This is a genomic window from Neopusillimonas maritima, from assembly GCF_003576595.1.
Lineage (GTDB): Bacteria > Pseudomonadota > Gammaproteobacteria > Burkholderiales > Burkholderiaceae_B > Neopusillimonas > Neopusillimonas maritima.
In genome coordinates this window covers 799,919-824,264 of the sequence record NZ_NQOU01000001.1, presented here as the reverse complement: position 1 = coordinate 824,264, position 24,346 = coordinate 799,919, and the positions used below count along the sequence as shown (strand labels likewise).

The 24,346-nt window shown below is 54.2% G+C and carries 25 protein-coding genes; 11 read left to right on the top strand and 14 right to left on the bottom strand.

From position 1 onward, the window contains the following. Positions 1 to 10: 10 nt before the first annotated feature. The 3 genes from fdhF to CJO09_RS04030 are packed head-to-tail and all read right to left on the bottom strand — an operon-like array spanning position 11 to position 4,958. Positions 11 to 2,878 carry a formate dehydrogenase subunit alpha gene (fdhF, locus tag CJO09_RS04040; protein ID WP_119441162.1) on the bottom strand — a complete coding sequence of 956 codons (2,868 nt, stop codon included), beginning with the start codon at positions 2,876 to 2,878 and terminating at the stop codon, positions 11 to 13. A 14-nt stretch (positions 2,879 to 2,892) separates the two neighbouring features. Beyond that, on the bottom strand, positions 2,893 to 4,458 hold the full coding sequence (locus CJO09_RS04035) for a formate dehydrogenase beta subunit (RefSeq protein ID WP_119441161.1): 1,566 nt from the start codon (positions 4,456 to 4,458) through the stop codon (positions 2,893 to 2,895). 2 nt (positions 4,459 to 4,460) lie between these two features. Next, positions 4,461 to 4,958, bottom strand: coding sequence for a formate dehydrogenase subunit gamma (locus CJO09_RS04030; protein WP_119441160.1), 498 nt, complete (start codon positions 4,956 to 4,958; stop codon positions 4,461 to 4,463). Positions 4,959 to 5,096: 138 nt separating this feature from the next. Between CJO09_RS04030 and CJO09_RS04025 the strand changes: the two genes are divergently transcribed. The 3 genes from CJO09_RS04025 to mobA are packed head-to-tail and all read left to right on the top strand — an operon-like array spanning position 5,097 to position 7,988. After that, positions 5,097 to 6,203 carry a substrate-binding domain-containing protein gene (locus tag CJO09_RS04025; protein WP_119441159.1) on the top strand — a complete coding sequence of 369 codons (1,107 nt, stop codon included), beginning with the start codon at positions 5,097 to 5,099 and terminating at the stop codon, positions 6,201 to 6,203. Positions 6,204 to 6,229: 26 nt separating this feature from the next. After that, complete coding sequence (gene moaA / locus CJO09_RS04020) at positions 6,230 to 7,327, top strand: GTP 3',8-cyclase MoaA (protein WP_119441158.1); 1,098 nt, start codon at positions 6,230 to 6,232, stop codon at positions 7,325 to 7,327. A gap of 55 nt (positions 7,328 to 7,382) precedes the next feature. Then, on the top strand, positions 7,383 to 7,988 hold the full coding sequence (gene mobA / locus CJO09_RS04015) for a molybdenum cofactor guanylyltransferase MobA (RefSeq protein WP_119441157.1): 606 nt from the start codon (positions 7,383 to 7,385) through the stop codon (positions 7,986 to 7,988). 9 nt (positions 7,989 to 7,997) lie between these two features. On the opposite strand, the gene CJO09_RS04010 is transcribed toward mobA, so the two are convergent. Genes CJO09_RS04010 through moaC form a run of 5 tightly spaced genes read right to left on the bottom strand, consistent with a single transcriptional unit; the run spans position 7,998 to position 10,956 of the window. Further along, positions 7,998 to 9,203 carry a molybdopterin molybdotransferase MoeA gene (locus CJO09_RS04010; protein WP_119441156.1) on the bottom strand — a complete coding sequence of 402 codons (1,206 nt, stop codon included), beginning with the start codon at positions 9,201 to 9,203 and terminating at the stop codon, positions 7,998 to 8,000. 2 nt (positions 9,204 to 9,205) lie between these two features. After that, complete coding sequence (gene moaB, locus CJO09_RS04005) at positions 9,206 to 9,739, bottom strand: molybdenum cofactor biosynthesis protein B (RefSeq protein WP_119441155.1); 534 nt, start codon at positions 9,737 to 9,739, stop codon at positions 9,206 to 9,208. 18 nt (positions 9,740 to 9,757) lie between these two features. After that, entirely contained in the window at positions 9,758 to 10,225 is a 468-nt protein-coding gene (locus tag CJO09_RS04000) for a molybdenum cofactor biosynthesis protein MoaE (RefSeq protein ID WP_119441154.1), read from the bottom strand. Between the two features lies 1 nt (position 10,226). Next, entirely contained in the window at positions 10,227 to 10,466 is a 240-nt protein-coding gene (locus CJO09_RS03995; RefSeq protein WP_166129081.1) for a MoaD/ThiS family protein, read from the bottom strand. Next, positions 10,459 to 10,956, bottom strand: a complete 498-nt coding sequence (gene moaC / locus CJO09_RS03990) for a cyclic pyranopterin monophosphate synthase MoaC (protein WP_119441153.1) — start codon at positions 10,954 to 10,956, stop codon at positions 10,459 to 10,461. Before moaC ends, CJO09_RS03995 begins: the two co-directional genes overlap by 8 nt. A gap of 110 nt (positions 10,957 to 11,066) precedes the next feature. On the opposite strand from moaC, the gene CJO09_RS03985 reads away from it, so the two are divergent. After that, positions 11,067 to 11,570: a peroxiredoxin gene (locus tag CJO09_RS03985; RefSeq protein WP_119441152.1), complete on the top strand. Its 504-nt coding sequence runs from the start codon at positions 11,067 to 11,069 to the stop codon at positions 11,568 to 11,570. Positions 11,571 to 11,609: 39 nt separating this feature from the next. Next, positions 11,610 to 12,935 (top strand): MFS transporter, encoded by a 1,326-nt coding sequence (locus CJO09_RS03980; protein WP_119441151.1) that lies wholly within the window; start codon positions 11,610 to 11,612, stop codon positions 12,933 to 12,935. A 91-nt stretch (positions 12,936 to 13,026) separates the two neighbouring features. Here CJO09_RS03980 and CJO09_RS03975 read toward each other — a convergent pair whose 3' ends face one another. Further along, positions 13,027 to 13,881, bottom strand: a complete 855-nt coding sequence (locus CJO09_RS03975; RefSeq protein WP_119441150.1) for an EamA family transporter — start codon at positions 13,879 to 13,881, stop codon at positions 13,027 to 13,029. A gap of 64 nt (positions 13,882 to 13,945) precedes the next feature. Then, positions 13,946 to 14,938, bottom strand: coding sequence for a biotin synthase BioB (gene bioB / locus CJO09_RS03970; protein WP_119441149.1), 993 nt, complete (start codon positions 14,936 to 14,938; stop codon positions 13,946 to 13,948). 308 nt (positions 14,939 to 15,246) lie between these two features. Between bioB and CJO09_RS03965 the strand changes: the two genes are divergently transcribed. Further along, the gene (locus CJO09_RS03965) at positions 15,247 to 15,654 is read left to right on the top strand and encodes an acyl-CoA thioesterase (protein ID WP_114421178.1); all 408 of its coding nucleotides are present in this window, start codon (positions 15,247 to 15,249) and stop codon (positions 15,652 to 15,654) included. 48 nt (positions 15,655 to 15,702) lie between these two features. On the opposite strand, the gene CJO09_RS03960 is transcribed toward CJO09_RS03965, so the two are convergent. From CJO09_RS03960 to CJO09_RS03950, 3 genes are read right to left on the bottom strand one after another with little or no spacing between them, the layout of a single operon-like run. Next, entirely contained in the window at positions 15,703 to 16,461 is a 759-nt protein-coding gene (locus CJO09_RS03960) for an SDR family NAD(P)-dependent oxidoreductase (RefSeq protein ID WP_119441148.1), read from the bottom strand. A 13-nt stretch (positions 16,462 to 16,474) separates the two neighbouring features. Beyond that, positions 16,475 to 17,410, bottom strand: a complete 936-nt coding sequence (locus tag CJO09_RS03955) for an amidohydrolase family protein (RefSeq protein ID WP_119441147.1) — start codon at positions 17,408 to 17,410, stop codon at positions 16,475 to 16,477. Positions 17,411 to 17,454: 44 nt separating this feature from the next. Beyond that, entirely contained in the window at positions 17,455 to 19,326 is a 1,872-nt protein-coding gene (locus CJO09_RS03950) for a feruloyl-CoA synthase (RefSeq protein ID WP_119441146.1), read from the bottom strand. A 147-nt stretch (positions 19,327 to 19,473) separates the two neighbouring features. Between CJO09_RS03950 and CJO09_RS03945 the strand changes: the two genes are divergently transcribed. After that, the gene (locus CJO09_RS03945) at positions 19,474 to 19,953 is read left to right on the top strand and encodes a MarR family winged helix-turn-helix transcriptional regulator (RefSeq protein ID WP_147404897.1); all 480 of its coding nucleotides are present in this window, start codon (positions 19,474 to 19,476) and stop codon (positions 19,951 to 19,953) included. Positions 19,954 to 20,058: 105 nt separating this feature from the next. Here CJO09_RS03945 and CJO09_RS03940 read toward each other — a convergent pair whose 3' ends face one another. Then, positions 20,059 to 20,937, bottom strand: coding sequence for an outer membrane protein (locus CJO09_RS03940; RefSeq protein WP_119441145.1), 879 nt, complete (start codon positions 20,935 to 20,937; stop codon positions 20,059 to 20,061). A 301-nt stretch (positions 20,938 to 21,238) separates the two neighbouring features. Between CJO09_RS03940 and CJO09_RS03935 the strand changes: the two genes are divergently transcribed. The 4 genes from CJO09_RS03935 to CJO09_RS03920 all read left to right on the top strand — a co-directional run bounded on the left by CJO09_RS03935 (position 21,239) and on the right by CJO09_RS03920 (position 24,244). Further along, positions 21,239 to 22,474: a tyrosine-type recombinase/integrase gene (locus CJO09_RS03935; protein WP_119441376.1), complete on the top strand. Its 1,236-nt coding sequence runs from the start codon at positions 21,239 to 21,241 to the stop codon at positions 22,472 to 22,474. A gap of 101 nt (positions 22,475 to 22,575) precedes the next feature. Then, entirely contained in the window at positions 22,576 to 22,851 is a 276-nt protein-coding gene (locus CJO09_RS03930; RefSeq protein WP_119441144.1) for a hypothetical protein, read from the top strand. Beyond that, complete coding sequence (locus CJO09_RS03925; RefSeq protein WP_119441143.1) at positions 22,848 to 23,291, top strand: hypothetical protein; 444 nt, start codon at positions 22,848 to 22,850, stop codon at positions 23,289 to 23,291. The genes CJO09_RS03930 and CJO09_RS03925 overlap by 4 nt, the downstream gene beginning before the upstream one ends. Further along, on the top strand, positions 23,288 to 24,244 hold the full coding sequence (locus CJO09_RS03920) for a hypothetical protein (protein ID WP_119441142.1): 957 nt from the start codon (positions 23,288 to 23,290) through the stop codon (positions 24,242 to 24,244). The genes CJO09_RS03925 and CJO09_RS03920 overlap by 4 nt, the downstream gene beginning before the upstream one ends. Positions 24,245 to 24,346: the final 102 nt, after the last annotated feature.

Sequence of the window (24,346 nt, the reverse complement as noted above, 5' to 3'; positions counted from 1 at the left end):
AAAGGGCTGATCAGTTTTCTGTTGCGGTGTCCTGAATCCGTTCGTCGAGCAACTTGTGCTGCATGTCGGAAAACGCCGCCCAGTTGGCTTGCCACTCAGAAGGCTGCGTAACGCGTTTCACCTGAACTGCCGTGACCTTGTATTCCGGGCAGTTAGTGGCCCAGTCGGAAGAGTCGGTTGTAACGACGTTTGCACCCGACTCCGGGAAGTGGAAGGTGGTGTAGATGACGCCGGGCTGAACACGGTCTGTTACGTCGGCACGTAAGACAGTTTCACCTGCGCGGCTTTGAATAGCCACCCAATCGCCCGTACTGACGCCGCGATCTTCGGCGTCTTGCGGGTGAATTTCCAATACGTCTTCATTGTGCCAAACCACGTTCTCGGTGCGACGGGTTTGCGCCCCCACGTTGTACTGCGACAGGATACGACCTGTGGTGAGTAACAGCGGGAATTTGCGCGTGCTGCGCTCGTCGCTTGGAACATATTTGGTAATCACGAATTTACCCTTGCCGCGCACAAATTCATTCACGTGCATGGTTGGGGTGCCCTCGGGGGCTTCATCGTTGCATGGCCATTGAATACTGCCCAACTCGTCGATCTTCTTGAACGAAACGCCTTTGAACGTAGGCGTCAGGCGGGCGATTTCGTCCATGATCTCGCTGGGGTGCTTGTAGTTCATGGGGTAGCCCAGTGCGTTGGACAACGCGCAAGTGGCTTCCCAGTCGCCCATACCGGCTTTGGGCTCCATGACTTTGCGAACACGGGAAATACGGCGCTCGGCATTCGTGAACGTACCGTCTTTTTCCAGGAATGAAGAGCCGGGCAGGAACACATGGGCGTACTTGGCGGTTTCGTTCAGGAAGATGTCTTGCACAATGACGCATTCCATTGCGCTCATGGCGGCAATAACATGCTGCGTGTTGGGATCCGACTGAACAATGTCTTCACCTTGGCAGTACAAGGCTTTGAACGAGCCGTCTAGCGCGGCGTCGAACATGTTGGGAATACGCAGGCCGGGCTCAGGTTGTAACGTTACGCCCCAGGCCTGTTCGAACTCGGTGCGGGTGGCCACATCGGAAATATGACGATAGCCGGGCAGTTCGTGCGGGAAAGAGCCCATATCGCAGGAACCTTGCACGTTGTTTTGGCCCCGTAACGGGTTCACGCCCACACCTTCGCGGCCTACGTTACCTGTGGCCATGGCCAGGTTGGCAATCGCCATAACGGTGGTGGAACCCTGGCTGTGTTCTGTGACACCTAAACCGTAGTAAATGGCACCATTGCCTTGCGTGGCATACAGGCGTGCGGCGCCGCGCAAGTCGGCAGCGGGTACACCGGTGACTGATTCCATGGCCTCGGGTGAGTTTTCCGGCAAAGAAACAAATTCGCGCCATTCGCGGAATGCTTTTTCTTCGCAGCGCTCGGCAACGAACTGTTCGTCGATCAGGTTCTCTGTGGCAATGACGTGCGCCATCGAGGTCAGTAAGGCGGTGTTGGTCCCGGGGCGCACAGGCAGGTGGTAATCGGCCTTGATATGCGCCGAGCTCACCAGTTCGATTTGGCGCGGGTCAATTACGATAAGCTTGGCACCTTCGCGCAAGCGCTGCTTCATACGTGAGGCAAAAACCGGGTGCGCGGCGCTGGGGTTGGCGCCCATCACGATAATGACGTCGCTGTGCATGACCGAATCGAAGGTTTGTGTCCCGGCCGACTCACCCAGCGTGGTTTTCAGGCCATAGCCGGTGGGAGAGTGGCAAACCCGCGCGCAGGTGTCAACGTTGTTAGTACCGAATGCGGCGCGCACCAGCTTTTGAACCAGGTAGGTTTCTTCGTTCGTGCAGCGCGAAGAGGTAATACCCCCTACCGCATCACGACCGTATTGCTCCTGAATGCGTTTGATTTCACCCGCGGCGTAGTTAATGGCTTCGTCCCAGCTGACTTCTTGCCAGGGGTCGGTAATTTTCTTGCGAATCATGGGCTTGAGCACGCGATCTTTGTGCGTGGCGTAACCCCAGGCAAAACGGCCTTTCACGCAAGAATGGCCGCGATTGGCTTTGCCGTCTTTCCAGGGCACCATACGCACGACTTCTTCGCCTTTCATGTCGGCTTTAAAGCCGCAACCCACACCGCAGTAGGCGCAAGTGGTAACAACCGAGTGTTCAGGCTGGCCCATCATGATGACGGTTTTTTCGGTTAGCGTGCTGGTGGGGCAGGCTTGAACACAGGCCCCGCATGAAACGCATTCGCTGCCCAGAAAGTCTTCGTTTTGCCCGGCGGCAATACGCGACTCGAAGCCTTTGCCGTCGATGGTGAGGGCAAACGTACCCTGAATGTCTTCGCACGCGCGCACACAGCGGCTGCATACAATGCATTTCGAGGGGTCGTAAGAGAAATAGGGGTTCGACTCGTCGGTCGCGTCATTCAGATGGTTCTGGCCTTCGTAGCCATAGCGTACGTTGCGCAAGCCCACCACGCCGGCCATATCCTGCAATTCGCAGTCGCCGTTGGCGGGGCAGGTCAGGCAGTCGAGCGGGTGGTCGGAAATGTACAGTTCCATGACGTTGCGACGCAGGTCGTGCAACTTGGGGGTTTCCGTACGGATAACCATCCCTTCTTCCACCGGCGTGGTGCACGACGCCGGATAGCCACGGCGGCCCTCAATTTCCACCAGGCACAGGCGACAGGAGCCAAAAGCTTCCAGGCTGTCGGTGGCGCAGAGTTTGGGAATGTTAATGCCCATTTCGGCGGCAGCCCGCATAACGGACGTGCCGACAGGAACTTGATAGGCATTGCCGTCGATGGTGACATTAATCATTTCGGCGCTGACCCGGGCGGGGGTGCCGAAATCACGTTCACGTTTGGCGATAGTTTCTAACATAATGGGCTCCGGAATCAGGCTTGGCTGGCGGCAGGGGCGGCTTCAAGGCCGAAGTCCTGCGGGAAGTGTTCAAGTGCCGACAGCACGGGGTAAGGGGTCATGCCGCCCAGGGCACATAAAGACCCGCTTAACATAGTGTCGCATAGGTCGCGCAGCAGGTGAACCTGTTGTTCGCGTTGGTGATCCTGACGGATTTTCTGAATGACTTCGGTGCCGCGAACGGCGCCGATACGACAGGGCGTACATTTGCCACAGGATTCGACCGCACAGAACTCCATGGCGTACTCGGCCATGTGTGCCATGTCGACGGTGTCGTCGAAGGCCACGATGCCGCCGTGGCCCACCATGGCACTCACCTTCATGTACGACTCGTAATCCAGCGGGATGTCCCATTGGGATTCCGGCAGATAGGCACCCAGCGGCCCGCCAACCTGCACGGCCCGCAAGGGGCGCCCCGAGGCGCTGCCGCCACCAAAGTCGTACAACAATTCGCGCAAGGTTACGCCGAAGGCCAGCTCGACCAGGCCGCCTTGTTTCAGGTTGCCCGCCAGTTGGAAGGGGAGCGTCCCTTTGGAGCGGCCCATGCCGAAATCACGGTAATAGTCGCCGCCTTTGGCCAGAATAATGGGTACTGAAGCCAGTGAAATGACGTTGTTGATGACGGTGGGCTTGCCAAACAAACCCTTCAGGGCGGGCAGGGGAGGCTTGTAGCGCACCTGGCCCCGCTTGCCTTCCAGGCTGTCAAGCATGGAGGTTTCTTCACCGCAAATATACGCACCGGCGCCAATACGCACTTCCAGGTCGAATGCTTGGCCGCTACCTTGAATATCGTTGCCCAGCCAACCCGTTTCGCGTGCGATGGCGATGGCCCTGTTCAGGACGTCGGCGGCCTGGGGATATTCCGACCGCAAGTAGATATAGCCATAGGTTGCGCCTACCGCAACACCGGCGATGGTCATCCCTTCGATTAACGTAAAGGGGTCGCCTTCCATGACCATGCGATCGGAAAACGTGCCGGAATCGCCTTCGTCGGCGTTACAGGCAATGTACTTCTGATCGGCCTGGGCTTTCAGGACGGTATTCCATTTGATGCCGGTGGGGAAAGCTGCACCGCCCCGACCCCGCAAGCCCGACTCGGTAACCTCTTCCACGATTTTTTCCGGTGTCATGGCCAAGGCTTTTTTCAGACCTTCATAGCCCCCGTGCGCCTGGTAGTCTTCCAGGCTTAGCGGGTTAATGATGCCAACGCGTGCGAAGGTTAGGCGCTGCTGCTTTTTCAGGTAAGGAATTTCTTCAGTAAGACCATGGTAAAGCGAGTGTTCGGGCTTGCCTTCGTGCCAGCCCGCATCGAACAGACCTGGAACGTCGTCAGCCTCGACCGGACCGTAAGCAACCCGCCCTTCAGGGGTAACCACCTCTACCAGGGTTTCCAGCCACAGCATGCCGCGTGAGCCATTGCGAATAATGTTCACGATAAGCTGACGCTTCTTGGCTTCGGCCTGAATGGCGGCAGCGACGTCGTTTGCGCCTACCGCCAATGCGGCTGCATCTTGGGGAACGTAAAAAGTGATGTTTGTCATGATCAGGCCCCCTTATCCAGCAATTTGTCGAGTTTGGCGGGGGTCACACGTGCATGTGGCTGCCCGTTCACCATGACGGCGGGTGATTGCGCGCACAAGCCCAGACAATAAACAGGTTCAAGGGAAACCTGCCCGTTTTGGCTGGTTTCGTGAAAATCGCACCCCAGTTTTTGTCGGGCGTGGTCGATAAGGCGGTTTGCGCCCATGGCCTGACAGGATTCCGCACGGCACATTTCCAGTACGGTGGGCGCCATGGGTTTCGGGTGGAAGTGGGGGTAAAAAGTAATCACCCCATGAATTTCCGCGCGCGACAACTGCAAGGCTTCCGACAGCACGGGCACGGCATCGTCGGGGATGTAACCCAACGTGTGTTGGATATCGTGCAATACGGGAAGCAGGTTGCCTTTTTGGCCGGCGTAGCGGTTAACCGCATTGAGGGCGGCCTGTTTCACAGCGTCTGAAGCGGGCTGCGCCGCGGCAGGAGAGGCTGGGGTGGTCATGGAAAATCCTTGTTAAGCCAGGTTCGCGAAACCTGAAGTACGTCTGAATTGATGACTTATTATGTGTATACGTGCATAATAAAAGTCTTGTATAGCCATAATCTACTGCGGAAACCACTTGGTTTCAATATGAACTAAATGACATATAAGTTCCAGGCACGACTGCGATCTGAATGGGTGCTCGAAAAGCCAGGTGGCGAGACATTCGCCCTGGGCGATATTCTGCGCCTGTTGTCGGCCATTGATACCTTGGGCCACATTGCCGGTGCGTGCCGTGAAAGCGGTTTGTCGTATCGGCATGGCTGGGGCTTGTTGCGCCGGGCCGAGAAAGAGTTCGACACCAGTTTACTGGAAACCAGTCGCCGTCAGGGTACCCGTTTAACACCGTTTGCCCAGCATTTGTTATGGGCAAACCGGCGCGTTGATGCGCGTTTGGCGCCTACTTTACAAAGCATGTCGTCGGAATTGCAGGAAGAGCTCGACAGTCTGTATCCGGAAAGCCGGCCTCGCTTGCGTTTGCACGCCAGCCATGGTTTTGCGGTAGAAGGGCTCATTCAGCAGGCGGGGCAGCACGACACGCTTTCTATCGAGTTGCGTTACCGCACCGCCATCGAGGCTTTGGCTTCATTGAATCGGGGCGAGTGCGATTTAGCGGGCTTTCAGGTGCCTACAGGAGAGTTCGAGCAACCGATTCTGGCGCATTACAACCCTTGGCTCGATACGGATCGTCATTGCCTGGTGTACCTGGCGCAGCGCGATACCGGCATGTTTGTTCACCCCGATAACCCCAAAGGCATTCATACCATTGCCGATCTGGTTAAGCCCGATGTGCGTTTCGTGAACCGGCAAACCGGTTCCAGTACGCGTTTGTTGGTTGGTTTGATGCTGTCCCGGTTAGGTATCGATACGGCGCAAGTGGTGGGTTACGACAGTAGCGAATTTACCCATATGGCGATCGCGGCGCACGTTGCCAGCGGTATGGCCGATGTGGGTATCGGTGTGGAAACGGCGGCCTGGCGTTGTGGGTTGGCTTTTATACCCCTGGCTAAAGAGCGCTATTTCTTTGCGGTGAATCGCGACAGCCTGGAAACACCGCAAATGCAGCAGTTACTGGCCTTGCTGACGGGCAACGCATATCGTGATTACGTTGCAGGGCTGGCGGGCTATGAATCGCGTAATATGGGGCAAGTATTGGCACTCGAGGAAGCCTTTCCTTTGGGTGCAACGAAAATGAAGGTGGCGTAGATGCCGCGCAAGTTTGGCAAAAAGCAATGAGCAAAGTTTTTTACATGGCGCCGGAAGGGCGCGCAAGCGATGTGGAGCTGCAAACCGGGCAATGGCAAAAAGGTGAGCCGCTGCTGGATACGCGCAAGCGTCCGCTACGCGATTTACGCATTTCAGTCACCGACCGTTGCAATTTTCGCTGCACGTATTGCATGCCGCGTGAAGTGTTCGACGCGAATTATCCTTTCATGCCGCATGCGTCGTTGTTGTCGTTTGAAGAAATTACGCGGCTTGCTTCGGTGGCGGTTAGCCAGGGCGTGCAAAAAATTCGCTTAACCGGCGGCGAACCCCTGTTGCGTAAAGATATTGAAAAACTGGTGGCCATGCTGGCGGAACTGCGCACACCGCAGGGTGACCCGGTGGAACTCACATTAACCACCAATGCCACCTTGTTGCGTAAAAAAGCGGCCGCCTTGAAAGAGGCGGGTTTGAATCGAGTGACGGTTAGCCTCGATGCACTCGACCCGGTATTGTTCGAGCAAATGAGCGATAGCCAAGTGGCCGTAGACACAGTGCTTGACGGCATACAGGCCGCTGCTGAAGTGGGGCTGGCGCCGGTTAAGGTCAATATGGTGGTTCGCAAGGGTTTGAACGACAGCCAGATCTTACCTATGGCTGAATACTTCCGGAATTCCGGCCACGTGCTGCGTTTCATTGAGTATATGGACGTGGGTTCCACGAACGGCTGGAACCTGGACGAAGTGGTGACCGGCAAAGAAATTCTGTCCCTTATTGGTGCGCAGTATCCACTTGAGCCGGTGCAGGCGGATTACGCCGGGGAAGTGGCCGAGCGTTGGCGCTATCAAGACGGCAGTGGAGAAATTGGCGTTATCACCAGTGTGTCGCATCCGTTCTGCGGCGATTGCTCCCGCGCCCGCATGTCACCCGAGGGCCGCCTGTATTTATGTTTGTTTGCCGACCAGGGCTACGACTTGCGCGCCGTTTTGCGCGGTGGTGCGTCCAACGAGGAACTGGCCGCTCATTTGGCCGGAATCTGGCAAGGCCGAACCGACCGCTATTCCGAGCAGCGCGGTAAGGAAACGGTTTCGCGTCGCAAGATTGAAATGAGTTATATCGGCGGATGAGCGCGCGAATCACGAATAAACACGCACGAATAATTATTGCTCACTCGGTTAATGCATGACTACGCAGGTGATTTCTGCTGATCAAATTACCGGTTTGGTCCTGGCCGGCGGGCGGGGCAGCCGCATGGGGGCAGATAAGGCGGCGTTGGAACTGGGTGGTGAAACACTGGCAGCCCGCGCGCAGCGTTACCTTGCTGCGCGTACAGGCCAGGTTTGGTTAAGTGCCAACCAAACCCAGCAAGGGCATTTATTTGCGCAAGTGTTGGCCGATGACCCGGTTTACGGCGCCCAGGCGGGGCCGTTGGCGGGTGTGGCCACGGCGCTGGCAGCACTGACAACACCATGGCTTTTAACGTTGCCGGTTGATATTCCCTGGTTGCCAGACGATTTGCATGTTCGCCTGGTCGATGCGGTGGGGTCAACGCCGGCAAAAGTGGCGTATGCCCGCACGAACGACAGAGACCACCCCTTATGTATGCTGGTGCATCAAAGCCTGGCCGCGTCTTTACACCATTATTTGCTGGGTGGCGATCGCAAAGTGTTGCTGTGGCTTCATGCGCAACAGGCTGTGCCGGTAACGTTCACCGACGACGAAGCGCTGTTTGCCAATTTGAATACGCCGGAAGATTTGGCCTGGGCGCGACACCGTTTGGGTGAGTAACTAGCGTAACTAAACCAGCCAATCGGCAAATGCGTAGTACCGAACAATATCCTCGTCTTTCACGACAGTATTGGCCGGGATGCGCGCCAGCCCCGAAGCCCATGGCAGCGAGCTGATAATGGCCGAGCCTTGCAACTCGTAGGGAACCAGTGACAACTCGCCGTTGTTATTCGATTTGGTTTGTACACGCAAAAATTCTTCGCGCGTTTCATTGAACTGACGGTTCGACCGCAAACGACCATACATGACACGCGGGCGGGTTTCGGTGCGACCTTGCATCGCCCGAATCAGGGGCGAGACCAGCAAGGCGCAAACCACAAATGCCGATACGGGGTTGCCGGGCAGGCACACAATAGGGGTGCCCTGTGCCTGGGCCAGTGCCACCGGCTTACCGGGTTTCATGGCCACTTTCCACAAATCGAGTTTGCCGCCTAATAATTCAATAGTGGGCTTCACCAGGTCTTTCTCGCCAACCGAAACACCGCCTACGGTCAGGACCAGGTCGCAATCCTGCAGCAGTGTTTTGAATGCCGACTCAATTGATTCATGCGTGTCGGTGGCATGTAACTGGTGCACCACCGTGGCGCCCAGTTTTGCCACCAGGGCGGCCAGCATGGCACCGTTGGAGTTGTACAGTTGCGCCGGGCCAAGTGCTTGACCAGGGCTAACCAGTTCATCGCCGGTGGTAAGAATACCCACTTTCAGACGTGCCCATACTTCAACCTGATGAATTCCCTGGGAGGCCAGTAAGCCGATTTGAGCCGGCCCAAGTACGGTACCGGGTTGCAGTAATTCCTGTTCTTTCTCAACATCTTCGCCTTTTTTGCGCACGTGCGCACCGGCAACCGGCGGCGTGTTGATGACGATGGCGTTGTCGGTTTCCGTGGTGTCTTCCTGCATGACAACGGTGTCAGCGCCTTCGGGCATCAAGCTGCCGGTGAACAGGCGAATGGTGTGGCCCGGTTTCAATGGCTCGGGCGGTTCACCTGCAAAGCAGCGTTGCTGTATGGGTAACGTTGTGCCTGCTTCATAGTCGGCCAGTCGAATGGCGTAACCATCCATGGCACTGTTGTCGGCCGGGGGAAGGTCAACTTGAGCGCTTAAAGCCGTTGCCAACACACGACCCTGAGCCTCTTCCAGCGAGCAGGTTTCCTTGCGCGTAGGGGCAGTGGCTGCCTGGGCCAGGTGTTCCTGAGCGGTATCGAAATCAAGCATGGTTAGTCCGTTTTCAGTGTTTTCAAATAATGCGTGGCGAAATTGCACGGGCGGTGCGTGCTGTCGAGCTGTTCTTTAATAATGCGCTCCCATGCCGTACGGCACGCGTTGGTGGAGCCGGGCATGCAGAAAATTAGTGTGTTGTTGGCGGCGCCTGCGAAGGCGTCTGATTGTAAGGTTGAACTGCCAATTTCAAGAAATGAAAGATGGCGGAATAATTCACCAAAACCGGCAATGGTCATGTCGAGCAAAGGCGTAACGGCAGCGCCGGTGGATTTCTGATGCGAGAAACCTGTGCCGCCGTTGGTGAGGATAATGTGTACATTGGGGTCGGCAACCCAGTCGCTGATGACTTTGCGAATGTGATACACATTGCCGCTGCTAATATCGCGACGCACGCACTGATGGCCCGCCTGGGCAACAGCCTGGGCCAGGTAGTCGCCCGATGTGTCGTTGGCCGCAGTTCGGGTGTCGGAAATAGTGAGTACCGCGCAATTAAGCGCGACCTTTGGCGTGTTGGAAGTGGCTTTCGTCACGTTCTGAGGTCCTTCTTTTTACGATGCTTGCTTGGTTTCCCATTCCTGGGTTTTCCGGGCGTCCGACTCGCGTTGCTGTACCCAGAATTGCTCGCCGTTTGCCAGTGTTTCACGTTTCCAGAATGGCGCGCGTGTTTTCAGCGCGTCGATAATGAATTCACAAGCGCGAAATGCATCGCCCCGGTGCGCACTGGCCACACCGACAAACACAATCTGCTCACCGTTATGCATTTCGCCCACGCGATGCACGACAACCGGCTCCGCCGTGTTCCAGCGTGATTGCGCTTGTTGGCAAATATCGCCTATTTCACGTTCACACATGCCTGGATAATGCTCAAGAAACAACGTATGTGTTTCTTTTTCGCCGGCGTAATCACGCACATAACCTGTGAAGGTAACCAGTGCACCGGCATGTTTGGCTGTGCGCTCGCGCAAATCGGCGGTGAGCTCGGCGCTGTTGAAGTCTTCAGTTTGTACAACAACCATGTCAGCCTCCGGTAACGGGTTCAAATACTGCCACTTCATCACCCGGATTAATAACGGCGCTTGGCTTGACATGAAACTGATTCACCGCCAGTTTCAGACGGCGCGTGGGCGCCAGTTGCGGGTATTTCTGTTCCAGGGCATTGAGCCACTGTTCGCCGGTAATGGGTTCGTTCAGCGGCCAGTTTTCCAGCCGGGTGCCGGTAAGCTCGGCAACCTGGGCGAAGTACAGAACGTTAATCACTGTGCCATTCTCCACTTTTACCTCCCGACTTATGTTTCAGCTTGATCTGTTCAATGATAATGCCTTTATCGGCCGCTTTGCACATATCGTAGATGGTGAGTGCGGCGACACTGCAGGCGGTCATGGCCTCCATTTCCACACCGGTTTTGGCATCGGTGCGGCAGATGGAGCGAACAGTAATGCTGTGGTTCTCTTCATTCAGTTCAAAATCGATCCCGGCAAAGCTCAGCGGCAGGCTATGGCACAGGGGAATTAATTCGGCACATCGTTTGGCGGCCAGAATGCCGGCCACGCGCGCGGTATTCAATACGTCGCCCTTGGCGTTGTCTTTCGCGGTGAGCAAAGCAAAAGCCTGTTGGCTCATGCGCACGATGCCCTGCGCAGTAGCGCTGCGTTGGGTGGCGTGTTTGCTACCGACATCCACCATGCGGATTTGACCGCCTTCATCCAGGTGGCTTAGGGTAAGATCGGGGTCATTTGAGGAACTCATAGTCGGAAATATCAACTTAAAAGAACAATGATATACGTAATAAGTCCTTTATTGGGGTTATCCCCAGGGTATAAAATGCGGGTTCATACTTAAACAGGTGGAGAAACGAAATGGCAATTCAGAAAGGTGACCAGATTCCAGACGGAACGTTAACGGAATTTGTGGAAGTTGAAACAGAAGGGTGTTCGCTCGGGCCTAACGCGTTCAAGGTGGCCGATTTGGTGAAAGGCAAAAAAATTGCGGTTTTTGCGGTGCCGGGCGCCTTTACGCCTACCTGCTCGGCCAAGCACGTTCCCAGCTATCTTGAGCATTACGATGCTTTGAAGGCAGCGGGCATCGACGAAATCTGGTGTGTGGCAGTGAATGATGCATTCGTCATGGGCGCCTGGGGGCGCGACCAGAAAGTGAATGGGCGCATTCGCATGATGGCCGACGGCAGCGGTTTGTGGACCAAGCAATTGGGTCTGGAGCTTGATTTAACCGAGCGCGGCCTGGGTGTGCGTTCGCAGCGTTATTCCATGGTGATTGATAACGGCGTCGTGACGCAGCTGAATCTTGAGCAAGGCGGCGGTTATGAAGTCAGTGATGCCGAAACAATGTTGAAGCAACTCTAACTTGAAGTAACTCTAACCCATTAAATTTAGCGAGGTTGAATGCTTAGCGCAGTTGCGTCCTTTTCTTCGTTGTACTTTGCCACGTTGTTGTTGCTCCTGGGAACAGGGCTCATCAATACGTACTTGGGCATTAGTTTAGCGGAGGCTCAGGTTTCGGAAATCTGGGTGGGGACGCTGATTGCGGTGTACTACCTTGGGTTGGTGCTGGGCGCGCGAACAGGTCATCGTTTGATTGCCAGTGTCGGGCATATTCGCGCTTACACGGCCACTGCCGCGGTCGTTACTGTGGCGGTCCTGGTTCAGGCATTGGTTGATAATTTGTGGGTGTGGACCTTTCTGCGTTTTATGGCCGGCCTGGCAATGGTGACGCAGTTCATTTCCATTGAAAGCTGGTTGAACGAACAAACTGACAACACCTCACGTGGGCGTGTATTGGCCTTCTACATGGTGTTTTCAGGGTTGGGTACGGTTCTGGGGCAGTTGTCTCTAACCCTTTTCCCCGAGCTCGATTTCCGGCCCCTGGTATTCGCGGGTATTTGTTCCATTTTGTGTTTGATTCCGGTGGCGCTAACGCGCAGGCTGCACCCCACTGTGCCGCAACCCGCGCCCATTATGTTGTTTTATTACTTGAAGCGCGTACCCATGTCGTTAGCCGTTGTGCTTGTTGGCGGCGTGTTAACGGGCTCTTTCTACGGGTTGGGCCCGGTTTTTGCCTACAAACAAAACCTAAGCAGTGATCAGGTGGCTATTTTTGTAGCGGCTGCAGTGGCAGCCGGGCTCGTGTCGCAGTGGCCGCTCGGGTGGTTGGCCGACCGTGTCGATCGGGCCGGCCTCATTCGTATCAATGCTTTATTGTTGTTCATGATCACCGTGCCGCTTTGGGGTTGGCTGGATTTGCCATATTGGGCTTTGTTGGTGCTGTCGTGCGGGCTGGGGGTGCTGCAGTTTACGCTGTATCCCATTGGGGCTGCTTTTGCCAACGATAACGTTGACCCAGAGCGGCGAGTTGGCTTAAGTGCTGTGTTGCTCATGGTGTATGGTTTTGGAGCATGTCTGGGGCCATTGCTTGTGGGCGTGATTATGCGTGAACTGCAGGCTGGCACATTGTTTATCTTTGCGGCGGTTTGTGCAGCATTATTGGTGGCTTATGTCCGACCGGAGCGTGTCACAGGCGAAAATCTGAGTCAGGATGCGCCTACCCACTTTGTGCCCATGACCGAAATTCAAACTACTCCGGTGGTGGCGGAAATGGATCCTCGTGTAGACCCCGAGACGGATATATCGCACAACGTCGATCCCATGGAAGAAGAGCAAGACGCAATACAAAATTCGGACGACGGCCGGATACCTTCAGGCTCCGGTTAGTAAGGGTCATCGGGAAATGGTCCTGGTAAAAAGCCTGGGTTGGGCCTGGAAAAAGTGAGTTTCGTTCTAATTAATTAGCAGACAGAATGCTTTATATGGCGTTGAACAATAGCAGCATTGCGGCAATGGCCAAAGCGATGCCAATGACGTTCACCTTTCCCAAACGCTCGCGGAAAATAACAGCGCCAATAAGTGTGCCGGTGCAAATAACACCTATATTCATTGCGGCAAAAACCAGGCTGGGATTTTCCGGGAACAGTTGGTGGGCGCGGATATAAAAATAAATATTGCCGAAGTTAAGCACACCTAACAGCAAGCCTGCTATGACATTTCTTGCTGTCCACGGCGTTTTTTTGAACACTAGAATCAGTAGCATGAAGCCGCCGGCCAGCACAAAAGCCCCCAGCAAACTGGTGGCGAATTGACTGCCGGTCCGCGCCAGTTGCTTAAACAGAATGTCGATAACGCCATAGCCCAGCCATACACCGATAAGCGCAAGCGGGGTTAGAAAAGCGCGTGGTTGACTTGGGTTAAGGTTTTTTTTCTTTATCAACAAACAGATCAGGGCAGCGAACGCCAGTGCCATCCCCAGTAACTTCTGAGTCGTTAAAACTTCGTTAAAAAACAGGAACGCAGCAAGTAGCGGTATCAGCAGGGAAAGGCGTTGTGCGGCATCGCTTAAGACAATGCCCGCATGGCGCACGGCCATTGCCATAACGAGAAAGACAGTCGGTAAAAGCAAACCGAGTGCGCTCAGTAGCCCCCAGGCGTCGGGGTTGTTCAGCAGGGTTTGCGGTTGCGGTTGCAACAGGCCCAGCGTCAGTATTGTAGCGGCGATATAGTTCACGGCGATAGCTTGACCCAGATCGAATCGTCTGGATCGTGCCAATTTAAGCAGCACCGAAACGGCTACGCTGCAGCCTATGCTTAGCAAAAGGACGTACATGTGAAGGAAAGAGGGCCGCCTGAAAGCTCGAGGCGGCCCTTGCTGGTGTTCCTAAGAAAGTTCGTTAGTGGCTGCTGTTATGCGCTTGCAGGCCCAGGCGTTCGAATAGTTTTTGGTCTTCAACAAACTGCGGATTGCCGGTAGTCAGCAATTTCTCGCCGTAAAAAATGGAGTTGGCGCCCGCCAGGAAGCACAGTGTTTGCATGGTGTCGCTCATTTCCTCGCGCCCGGCGGAAAGGCGCACGAAAGTACGTGGCATGGTAATGCGGGCAACGGCAATGGTACGAACAAACTCCAACGGGTCAATGTCGTCAGTGCCGAATAATGGGGTGCCTTCCACTTTAACCAGATTGTTAATGGGGACTGAGTCGGGGTAGGGCGACATATTTGCCAATTGGGCAATCAGCCCAGCCCGTTCGCGGCGTGATTCGCCCAGGCCGACAATGCCGCCGCAGCACACATTCACACCGGCATTACGAACCCGTTCAAGCGTCTCAAGGCGGTCTTGGTAAGTTCGGGTGGAAATGATTTCCCCATAGAACTCGGGCGACGTGTCCAGGTTGTGGTTGTAGTAATCGAGACCCGCCTCTTTTAATTGCTCTGCCTGGCCGTCTTTTAGCATGCCCAGTGTGACACAGGTTTCCAGACCCAGTGCTTTTACTTCGCGAATCATTTGCGCCACGGCCTCAATTTGGTGTGGTTTGGGTGAGCGCCATGCGGCCCCCATGCAAAAGCGCTGCGCACCGCCTGCTTTCGCTTGTTTCGCCGCCTCGAGCACTTCCTCTATGGGCATTAATGCTTCCTTTTCAACCCCTGTGTCATAGCGTGCTGATTGAGGGCAGTAGGAGCAATCTTCCGGGCAGCCGCCGGTTTTAATTGAAAGCAAACTGGATAGTTGCACGCTGTTGGGGTTGTGGTGTTCCCTGTGCGCTGTTTGCGCCTGAAACATCAGTTCCGGGAATGGAAGTTCGTAGAGCGCCAGAATGCGCTTGATGGTCCATTTTTCGGTGTCGTGCTCTGAGGTGTTCTCGACGAGTGTTTCAACAAGGGCGTGCATGGTTGTTCGATACTTTGAAGTGAATATTAGAAGGCGCCGTGGGCGACCAGGAAACAAAAGTGTATTTAGAGCGCTATGTTAAGGAGGCGGGGCGTTGGCGGCAAGTTAAAAATAGGGTTTCATTGCGTTAAAAAGTTTCTATTTAGGCTTAAGTTTGATTATGTTTCATTTAATTTCGGTTAACGCTTTCAATGAAAGGAGGTTTCTGCGCATCCCGTCTATTTGTATCAAAAAGTAATTTACATGGGAAGGTGCAATTGTTGGGAAACCGGTATGATCATACTTTTTACCGATTGGAGCCAATAATAATGACGACGTTTAAACGCGACTTCACTGTTGAGTGGGGCGACTGCGACGATGCCGGCATCGTTTTCTATCCCAACTTCTTCTACTGGTTCGACAGCACTTTTCAAGCAATGGTGCGCAGTGTGGGCCTGAATCAACGTGAAGTGCGGTCGCGCTTTGGTGCTGTAACGCCGTTGGTGGATGTCGGTGCGACTTTCAAGTCTCCCGTCACTTACGATGATGTCATTACGGTTTATGCGGAAGTTGAGGAGTGGGCCGAACGCCGGTTTCGTATTGCCTATACAGTGAAGTGCGGCGAGCGGCTGGTGGCTACCGGCTTTGAAAAGCGCGCCTGGGCAGTGTACACACCGGAAGGCGGCATAAAGGGTGCCTCCGTGGCCCCTGAATTCAAGGCTTATTTCCAAAAATAAATGCGTGTTGGGGCGGGGCGGGGTTTTATTCGTCCCGTACCGACCTTCTTAGCGTGGAGCCAGACGCGTTGCCCCATCCAGACGGATAACCTCACCATTCAGGTATCGGTTGCCAATAATATGCTGAACAAGATCGGCGAATTCGTCGGGTTGGCCCAGGCGCGGCGGGAACGGAATGGATTTTGCCAATGATTCCTGTACTTCCGGGCTGGCGGTATAGAGCAACGGCGTTAAGAAAATGCCGGGTGCCACAGACATCACCCGCACGCCAAACTGGGCGAACTCTCGTGCCAGTTGAATCGTAAGCGACACCAGGCCGCCTTTTGATGCGGCGTATGCTGCCTGGCCAATTTGCCCCTCGTAGGCGGCCACTGAACTGGTAAACAAAATAACACCACGCTCTTCGCCTATCGGGTCAGCCGCGATCATGTCGGCGGCGGCCAGACGCGTCATGTTGAAGGCGCCGAATAGATTCAAATTCACCACTTTGGTGAACTCTTCCAAAGGCATGGGGCCGTTTTTACCGACAACCCGTTTACCTACCCCGCCGCCTGCACAGTTCACCAATACACGCGCAACACCGTGCGCCTCTTTGGCTTGGGCAATAGCTTGAGCAGCACTTTCTTCCGAGGTGACGTCGCAATGAACGGCGAGGCCGTTGATACGTTCGGCAACGGCCCGTGCTTTTTCATCCTGCACGTCTAGAATGGCTACGCGCGCACCCTGGGAGGCTAGCTTGAGCGCGGTCGCCTCCCCCAGGCCCGAGGCGCCGCCGGTAACAATTACGGGAGTGTCTTGCAAGTTCATAAGAGGCGTTCCTTTAGCAACAGCCGTCGAGAGTGGGCGGTTTCAAACGCGCATAACGACCGTAAACAGGGTCATCGTTCAGTCGCAACACACGAACCGCGTTGTCTCGCAGAATAAGGGGCTTGACCTCGTCGCGAATGCCGATTTTCTCGAAATCGGCCAGCCAGCGGTCGGGTGTGAGCACGGGGAAGTCTGAACCAAACAGCATTTTGTCTTTCAGAATGGTGTTGGCGTATTGAATCAGAATGGGTGGAAAGTATTTCGGCGACCATCCAGATAGGTCGATATATACCTGGGGTTTATGTGTGGCCACTGCCAAAGCGTTTTCCTGCCAGGGGAATGAGGGGTGGGCAATAATAATCGGCATGTCCGGGAAGTCGACTGCAACGTCGTCCAGGAACATGGGGTCGGAGTATTTCAGGCGTACGCCGCCACCCCCACGCATACGCGCACCCACACCGGTTTGGCCGCTGTGGAAAATAGCTGGCAAGGCATGTTCGGCAATCACTTCATACAGGTCGTAAGCTGCGCGGTCGTTGGGATAAAACTCTTGTGACGAAGGGTGGAACTTGAAACCGCGAATACCGTAGTCTTCAATAAGGCGTCGTGCCTCACGCACGCCCATTTTTCCGCGCAACGGGTCGATGCTTGCGAAGGGAATCAGCACATCGCGGTGTTTGGCAACCTCTTCGGCAACCTCTTCATTGCTGATACGGACTTGGCCGTTGGCGCGCTCGGTATCAACAGTGAAAATGACCGCCATCATGTTACGTTCACGGTAGTACTGGGCCGTTTCTTCTATGGTGGGCCGGGGCATTTTTTCTTTGAAATATTCCGCCATGGCCTTGTCGAATGCAATCGCTACTTCATCGGGCGGATTCCGTGTTGAAACGGTGGCGTGCGTGTGGATATCAATGGCAACAAGGGAGTCCTGCTTTTGTTCAGTCATCTAAATCAGTCCTTCGCGTTCAAAAGTAGATAGAGCGTCTCAGTTCAAGATGTTGCCATTCTATCTTGCAAACGCAGTACGGTTGAGCCGGGTTTGTCGGCGTAAAGTTGCTCGACGAGTTCGGCACGTGTACGCAATACGGTGCGTTGATTAATAGAACCTTTGTCGGTCATCTCGCCCAGTTCCATAACGGGGGGATCACGCAAAATAATGGCTCGCGTAATACGATTGGAGCTGCCTGTGGCTTTCGCACCCAGTTCGTTCAGGAGATTTTGAGCCCATTGTTGAACGTCGGGGTTGCCGGCAATGTCCTGTGTGCCGGCGTTGTCGGTCAACGTTGGTGAAAGTGCGGTTGCGGCGGGCAGAAGGAACAGCATCATGCCCAGTTCGTCGCGGTCGTGGCCCGTAACAACGGCGTCGTGAATATAGGGGGCACCCGCCGCAATAATGCTGGAACGCAAGGCGCCCACGTTTACCCACGTGCCGCTTATTAACTTGAAATCTTCGGCAATGCGCCCGTCAAAGCGCAAGCCTTCTTCCGGATGCTCGGGGTTAATAAAGGTGGCGGCATCGCCGCTGCAGAAATAACCTTCTTCATCGAATGCTTCCGCAGTCAGTTCTGGTTGGCGCCAATAACCCGGCGTGATATTCGGCCCCTTGTAGCGTACCTCCAGTTTGTCGGCCACGGGTGCCAGTTTGACTTCACAACCAGGGGCGGGATTCCCGATCACACCGGCCTGCCAGTCGGGCAGGTGCGCCGTAATGGCAAAAGGGGCGGTTTCTGTTTGCCCCAGCGCGGTGGTCATAGGAATACGCATACCCACGGTTTGAATGGCCAATTCATCGATGGTTTGTTTAAGTGGCCCCGGCAACGCGGCACCGCAAGGGAAAATAAGCTTCAGGTTCTTGAAGAATTGTTCGCGCAGCGCAGTGTCACGCTTCATGGCGTGTGCCAGCATTTCCAGGCCTTTGGGAACCGTGTAGTGAATGGTGGAAGGGATTTCGCGCAGATTGCGAATGGTTTCCGCCATGCCGTCGGGCGTGGGTTTGCCATCATCTATATACATGGTGCCGCCGTTGTACAGCACGATGCCAAAGTTATTGTTTCCAGCGGCTGTATGATGCCAGGGCAGCCAGTCGACCAAAACCGGTGGGTCATCTTTGGCAAACAAATAGCATTGGATGAACATCTGCTGGTTGCTGGTAAGCATGCCATGTGTATTCACAACGGCTTTGGGCAGTTTTGTAGAGCCCGATGTGAACAGAAACTTGGCAATGGTTTCATGGCTGACGGCCTGATGGGCGCTTTCAACCTGTTCGGTAACAGGCGTTTTTTCCAGAGTATCGAAAGTGGTGCAATGGCGACCTTCAAGGTTGCCTTCCATAAAAATCAGTTCCAGATCTTCCGGCACCGCCATTTCTATTGCATGCGCATAACGGTCGGCGTGCTGCGCAAACACCACGCCGGGGGTAAGAAGTTTTACGGCATGCTGAACGCGATCGGCGCTGCGCGACAGTAACGAATAGGCCGGCGAAATGGGCGCGAACGGAATACCTACATGTTGTGCGGCCAGCATCATCAGTGCGCTTTCAATGCTGTTTTCCGACAAAATCATTAAAGGTCGGTCGGCGCTCAGATTACGGTCGAGCAGGGCTTGTGCGATATGCAGAACACGCTTCAAAGCGCTTGCATAGCTTAGATGCACCCATTCACCTTGCGCGTTGCGGCGTGCAAGAAACGTGCGATCAGGTGCCTTATTTGCCCAGTAAACCAGTGCTTCCGTATAGCAGCGCAGATAAGGCTGCAGAGGTTCGGGGGAGCGCAGCACATAACCGCCGTCGGCGCGTTTTTCAACATGGCTGGTGTAAGGCCCAAACGCCACGGGGCGAAATTTCGCATTGGCAAGACTATTCATTCGTGTCTCCGGTGTTGCTATTTCGGGGCTATTATTAAGGGTAGTTTCTTATTGTTCCCGAAAAATAGATTCTGTACATTGTTAATCAGGTTAACAATATGCGAAATGTTATATTTTTGAAAATCCATATTCTATAAGTGCAAACCCTTGGTTAATTCATTTTCCCCCTCTACTGACGCCTTTGAAATGGCCGATACGCCATTGACCTATGTTGATTTGCAACGCGATTCTTTAGGTTATGCAATTAAGCGCGCGCAGGTGCGCTCTTATGACGTGTTGTTTTCTGTGATGGGGCCGGAAAGCCTTACCCCGGGTCGAATGACCGCTTTAAGTATCGTCGCCACCCAGCCGGGAATCAACCAGACTGTATTAGCCGATATGCTCGGTATTACGCGGGCGGGGGCAGTGAAGGTAATTGATTCACTCGAGGCATTGGGCTATGTGGAACGCAATACCATGCCGGATGACCGCCGCAGTTATGCTTTGGGCGTTACGCAAAAAGGGCTCGATGAATTGAAGCGCTTGAATGTATTGAACCGGGAATTTGAGAAGCGCATCGCGCAGCGCTTAAGCTCGGATGAGCGACGCTTGTTAATGGACTTGTTAGAACGTGTGGCGGTTGATTGAGGCAAAGATTCCGTTCGGTGCCTGATTGCTTTGCGCCGGCCGGCGGTGTATCCAGCCGGATCCTTATTTGGTCCGGCTGGTCGTATCGACAAGGGGTGCTGAGGCTTAGAAAACCCTGTTAAGAGACAGGTTGGCTGACTGCACTGTTGCCGTCCCGGTACTGCTGCCGATTAAAGAGCCGCTGTACGTATTGGGTGAGCCGGGGTTGTTATAGGTGGAGTAATAGTTCGCTGTTTTGTCTTGCGTCACACTGTACGTATAGCTGAAGTCCAGGAACCACGACTTATCAAGGTAATACGTGCCACCCAGCATCACTGCGGCACCCCAAACCCACTGACTTGCGGAGAAGCTTTGCGCAGAGCCTGAAATGTCAGTGCGGGTGCCGTTGATATCGGCAAAACCTACAAGATCGTTAATATTCGTATTGACCTGCGATAGTGTGGGGCCAACGCCAAAATAAACCGTACCCCTGTTAAAAGCATGGCCGAAATACGGAATCAGTGAGAACTGGTGGTTAACCGTTTTTTGGTAAGAGCGGGCAATGGCGTTGCCGGTGAACGGTGTGCCGTTTGAAAAGGAGCCATACTGCGGGATTCGAATGAAGTCCTTGGTTGCTGTTGTGCCGCCCAAGTAGTTGTATGAAAACTTGACGCCCCACAGGTAATCGGTGCCTTGCAGTTTCTCAAAGTAGCCGGCTTGCAAGGCAGGTGAAATGGAATTTACCGTGTCCATGCCGATACCCACGGGTGGGCCTCCGGCGGTGCCTTTGGAAACGAGCGCACCCGTTGCCGTGTTGGTGACTGTTGAAGTCCCTGTTGCTTCCAGTTTCTGGTTTTTAAATTGAGTCGAGTTGGCGCCGAATCCTAAGCCGAAATAAATGCCGGAGTCCGGCACCAATGATGTCGAGTTGGTTTGTGCAGTTGCCAATGCTGAATAGCCGGAAAACAAAGGGATTATCAACCCCAGAAGAACTGCCTTTTTCATTATCAGAAGCCTATAAAGGTACTGTGATTAACTCGTTAGAGGGGGGGGGGTGAGTGTAATGTGAAGTACCCTGGGGGGCAAGATAAAGGACGAAAAAAAAGCACTTACATGATGCAAGTGCTTTTTTACTGAATTCTTTGGCGGAGCGGACGACCGCCAAGTAATAATCTCAGAAAGTTTTAGTTAGTCTATAGATCGTATCTTTGCACGGTATATAGAAATAAAGATAGTCCATTTTGATTCCAGAATTTATCATTGAAGCTACGCAAAAATGTGGGGCTCATTGTGGGGTCGAAAGGTCATGGTTAAGATTACAGACAGGCAAGCGCAAGCGATTAAACCGGGCGGCAAGGCTATCCCGGCAGGCGTTACCGGTCTGACACTGCAGCCGGGCAAAACCGCAGGCTCCGGCAAATGGACGCTTCGCTTTGTCTCTCCGGTGACGGGCAAACGCCGGGACATGGGCTTGGGTGCCTATCCTGATACCGGCGTTGCCGAGGCGATTGCATCGGCCCTGGCTGCCAGACAGCAGATCGCCAGCGGTGTTGACCCCATCGAAGCCAAAAAGGAACTGTCCGAAATTCCGACATTCGAGGCGGCATCCAGAAAGCGCTGGGATGAGGTGAAGAAGGGCTTTCGCAACGAAAAGCACATTACCCAGTGGATCGGTACGCTGGAGCAGCACGTATTTCCCCATATTGGCACCGTAAAGGTCGACAAGCTTGACCCCAGGCGCTTCGCCGACGTGTTGCGCCCCATCTGGTTGACGATCCCCGAAACAGCACGACGCGTTAAGCAACGGTGTGCCGATGTGATGGCCTGGGCATGGGCCCATGGCTATGTGACAAGTAACCCCCTGGATGTTACCGACCGGCTGCTTGCTGCGCAGCCGACCCCGACGAATCACCAACCGGCCATGCCGTGGGCACAGGTTGGCAGTTTTGTAAGAGCGAGTTTGATGGTTGAGCCGCTCTTGGGTGCCCGGGCTGCGCTTTTGTTCGTCATTCTGACCGCGGCTCGATCTGGCGAGGTGAGAGCCGCTACCTGGGAAGAAATCGACCTCGATGCCAAGTTGTGGACAGTGCCCGCCGGTCGTATGAAGGCAAACATGATGCACCGTGTGCCACTGTCTGACGCCGCTGTTGATCTGCTGCAAAGGCAGGGAGAGCGTAAGGCCGGGCAGCTGGTGTTTCCATCCATGCGCGGTAAAGAGTTGTCTGACATGGCGCTGACTGTACTGTTACGCAAGGCCCAGGCTGTTAGCGACGTTCCCGGGCGGGTGGCCACAGCGCATGGGTTTCGGTCATCCTTCCGGGATTGGGCCGCTGATAACGGCTACGGTAAAGACATTGCTGAGCGTGCTCTTGCTCACGTCATAGGCAACAAAACGCAGCGCGCTTACGAGCGTACGGATTTGTTCGATGCCAGGCGGACCATGATGCAGAACTGGTCGAACTTCGTTTTTTCCGACCAAAGCAATGTAGTGCCAATCAACCAAAAGACGGGAACGAATGGCAGCCGATCTTATTTAGACTGATCGTATTTATTACCGCGCCCGACGGATTCGGGCAAAGCGGGGGCGCTTGGTACGGCAATACCGCTCGCCCCCTAACCATCATCACTACCAAGGAGTAAACGATGGCTTCCAACAATTTAACCCAAGACCGCAGCAAACAAGCTGGTGACGTACCTGCAGCGACACCTTCGTACCGCGAATTCGAACTTGATTTGATTGATCGATTATTTGATGCTCAGGCGCTTTTGAAGCTCGTGCTTGCGTCAGAAGAGCCAGAGCTGAATAACGATCTCAGCCGTCCTGTCGTGATGGCCAGCCAGCGTATAGATAGCGTTATCCAGCTGCTTGACGGGTCATCTAGTGTGTATGGGCGCAAGAATGGGACGGTGTCGAAATGAGCACACAGCATATGACAAACAAAGCTATTACAAGCGATGAGCAGAGCATGGCCTCGGTCACGAACCTGTCATACGTGAGTAATGAGCCTGTTGCCAAGCGCACATACCGCGGGCGGGATAACGGCAAGATCGTCAATTTCAGTCGCTACGCACGTATTGGCCCGGGCGTTCAAGCACGAATCACTCAAGGGCGTAATGCCGGTGTGCTGGTTCAGGTTATCGGGCTGGCGGGCGGGGGATGCTTTAAAGTCAGATCGCTTTCACGCCCCCTGTACGTCATCGACCCGCATACGGGATTGGTCAACCCCACGGAGATGACTGCTGTTATTGAGAAGCGCAGGCTATGTCGTGTGCTGGGGCTGCCAAAGGCGTTTGATCGGGAGCGTTATAGAAATAGAATGGAGTCTTGGCGCCCTGAAACCAGGCCGGAGCTGGTGTGAAGCACCCCTCAAAAAAGCAATTTCTGTACGCCATCAAGGCATTTTCTGACCCGCTGCCTGTCGAAGAGTGGCTGAATAGGCCCGGAGTGCCGAAAGCAATACTCGGTTCGGATGAGCAGCTGGCCAGACGTTATTTTTTAGAATTGGTTGGTAGGTATAGAAAACTGCTTGATCAAGCATATTCCATGGAGTGCGTCAAATGGCTTGGGGCACAGACGGCATTCTTGAACGCTAAAAACGCTGCTCTAGGCCGTGAGAACAGATTTATTGATGATGAGCGTATAGTCCAGCTGCTTCAAGAGGCTGTGGAAGCTCGCAGAGGCATTACCCGCGCCTCACACATATTGTTTGGAAGTGAGGCAAGCATTTCTATTACTTGGCGCTTGCAAGATGTTTTCGATAAGCAGGCATCCAGCCGAGAAATGAAATGGTTGATTCTTGTTTTGGGTGCGCTCTATGAGTACTTCCACGTTCCTAAGGCGGTGCCACATTATTTGTCTACAAGGAAACGCATCCGTACTTTGGTAGCAACAATCGAAAAAGGCCTTGAAGCCCAAGATAAATTGTTCAGCACCCCGATTCATGGTGAAGGCTTGTGGTTTCAAAAAGCAGTGCAGAGTGCCGAACCATCCAGCGCAGTAGTATTGGCAAAAATGGATGTTCAGGTAGCACTAAAGCGTATTTGCCAAGGCACATTGCCAATCTTCCGAGATGACGATAAATCAAACGAACGGTTACTTATTTATCGGCTTTGGCTTGCGAACAAGCTCGTTTTTGGAAAGCCAAATCGACACGTTGTGCAAATGCTCATGCAGTTGGAGGGCGTAGCCAGCGTCAGCGAGGCTGCAATCAGAAAGACAGTAAGCGGCTTTAAGAATGAGCTTGTCGAGCGCAACTATCACTATTACTCCAACCTGGTCGCCCACACCCGCAGTTCCATCATCGGACGATAACAAACCCCTACGGGTGACACTGATGGGTACCCAGTTATTTGGGTGAAAACTAAAAATTACTGGTCTTTCAGACTTTCACTGTATATCCGATCATTAGTCCAC

What these genes read in the sequence shown, in the direction of transcription:
- fdhF (WP_119441162.1), bottom strand. Translation starts at nt 2,878, where the DNA reads ATGTTAGAAACTATCGCCAAACGTGAACGTGATTTCGGCACCCCCGCC.
- CJO09_RS04035 (WP_119441161.1), bottom strand. Translation starts at nt 4,458, where the DNA reads ATGACAAACATCACTTTTTACGTTCCCCAAGATGCAGCCGCATTGGCG.
- CJO09_RS04030 (WP_119441160.1), bottom strand. Translation starts at nt 4,958, where the DNA reads ATGACCACCCCAGCCTCTCCTGCCGCGGCGCAGCCCGCTTCAGACGCT.
- CJO09_RS04025 (WP_119441159.1), top strand. Translation starts at nt 5,097, where the DNA reads ATGACATATAAGTTCCAGGCACGACTGCGATCTGAATGGGTGCTCGAA.
- moaA (WP_119441158.1), top strand. Translation starts at nt 6,230, where the DNA reads ATGAGCAAAGTTTTTTACATGGCGCCGGAAGGGCGCGCAAGCGATGTG.
- mobA (WP_119441157.1), top strand. Translation starts at nt 7,383, where the DNA reads ATGACTACGCAGGTGATTTCTGCTGATCAAATTACCGGTTTGGTCCTG.
- CJO09_RS04010 (WP_119441156.1), bottom strand. Translation starts at nt 9,203, where the DNA reads ATGCTTGATTTCGATACCGCTCAGGAACACCTGGCCCAGGCAGCCACT.
- CJO09_RS04000 (WP_119441154.1), bottom strand. Translation starts at nt 10,225, where the DNA reads ATGGTTGTTGTACAAACTGAAGACTTCAACAGCGCCGAGCTCACCGCC.
- moaC (WP_119441153.1), bottom strand. Translation starts at nt 10,956, where the DNA reads ATGAGTTCCTCAAATGACCCCGATCTTACCCTAAGCCACCTGGATGAA.
- CJO09_RS03985 (WP_119441152.1), top strand. Translation starts at nt 11,067, where the DNA reads ATGGCAATTCAGAAAGGTGACCAGATTCCAGACGGAACGTTAACGGAA.
- CJO09_RS03980 (WP_119441151.1), top strand. Translation starts at nt 11,610, where the DNA reads ATGCTTAGCGCAGTTGCGTCCTTTTCTTCGTTGTACTTTGCCACGTTG.
- CJO09_RS03975 (WP_119441150.1), bottom strand. Translation starts at nt 13,881, where the DNA reads ATGTACGTCCTTTTGCTAAGCATAGGCTGCAGCGTAGCCGTTTCGGTG.
- bioB (WP_119441149.1), bottom strand. Translation starts at nt 14,938, where the DNA reads ATGCACGCCCTTGTTGAAACACTCGTCGAGAACACCTCAGAGCACGAC.
- CJO09_RS03965 (WP_114421178.1), top strand. Translation starts at nt 15,247, where the DNA reads ATGACGACGTTTAAACGCGACTTCACTGTTGAGTGGGGCGACTGCGAC.
- CJO09_RS03960 (WP_119441148.1), bottom strand. Translation starts at nt 16,461, where the DNA reads ATGAACTTGCAAGACACTCCCGTAATTGTTACCGGCGGCGCCTCGGGC.
- CJO09_RS03955 (WP_119441147.1), bottom strand. Translation starts at nt 17,410, where the DNA reads ATGACTGAACAAAAGCAGGACTCCCTTGTTGCCATTGATATCCACACG.
- CJO09_RS03950 (WP_119441146.1), bottom strand. Translation starts at nt 19,326, where the DNA reads ATGAATAGTCTTGCCAATGCGAAATTTCGCCCCGTGGCGTTTGGGCCT.
- CJO09_RS03940 (WP_119441145.1), bottom strand. Translation starts at nt 20,937, where the DNA reads ATGAAAAAGGCAGTTCTTCTGGGGTTGATAATCCCTTTGTTTTCCGGC.
- CJO09_RS03935 (WP_119441376.1), top strand. Translation starts at nt 21,239, where the DNA reads ATGGTTAAGATTACAGACAGGCAAGCGCAAGCGATTAAACCGGGCGGC.
- CJO09_RS03930 (WP_119441144.1), top strand. Translation starts at nt 22,576, where the DNA reads ATGGCTTCCAACAATTTAACCCAAGACCGCAGCAAACAAGCTGGTGAC.
- CJO09_RS03925 (WP_119441143.1), top strand. Translation starts at nt 22,848, where the DNA reads ATGAGCACACAGCATATGACAAACAAAGCTATTACAAGCGATGAGCAG.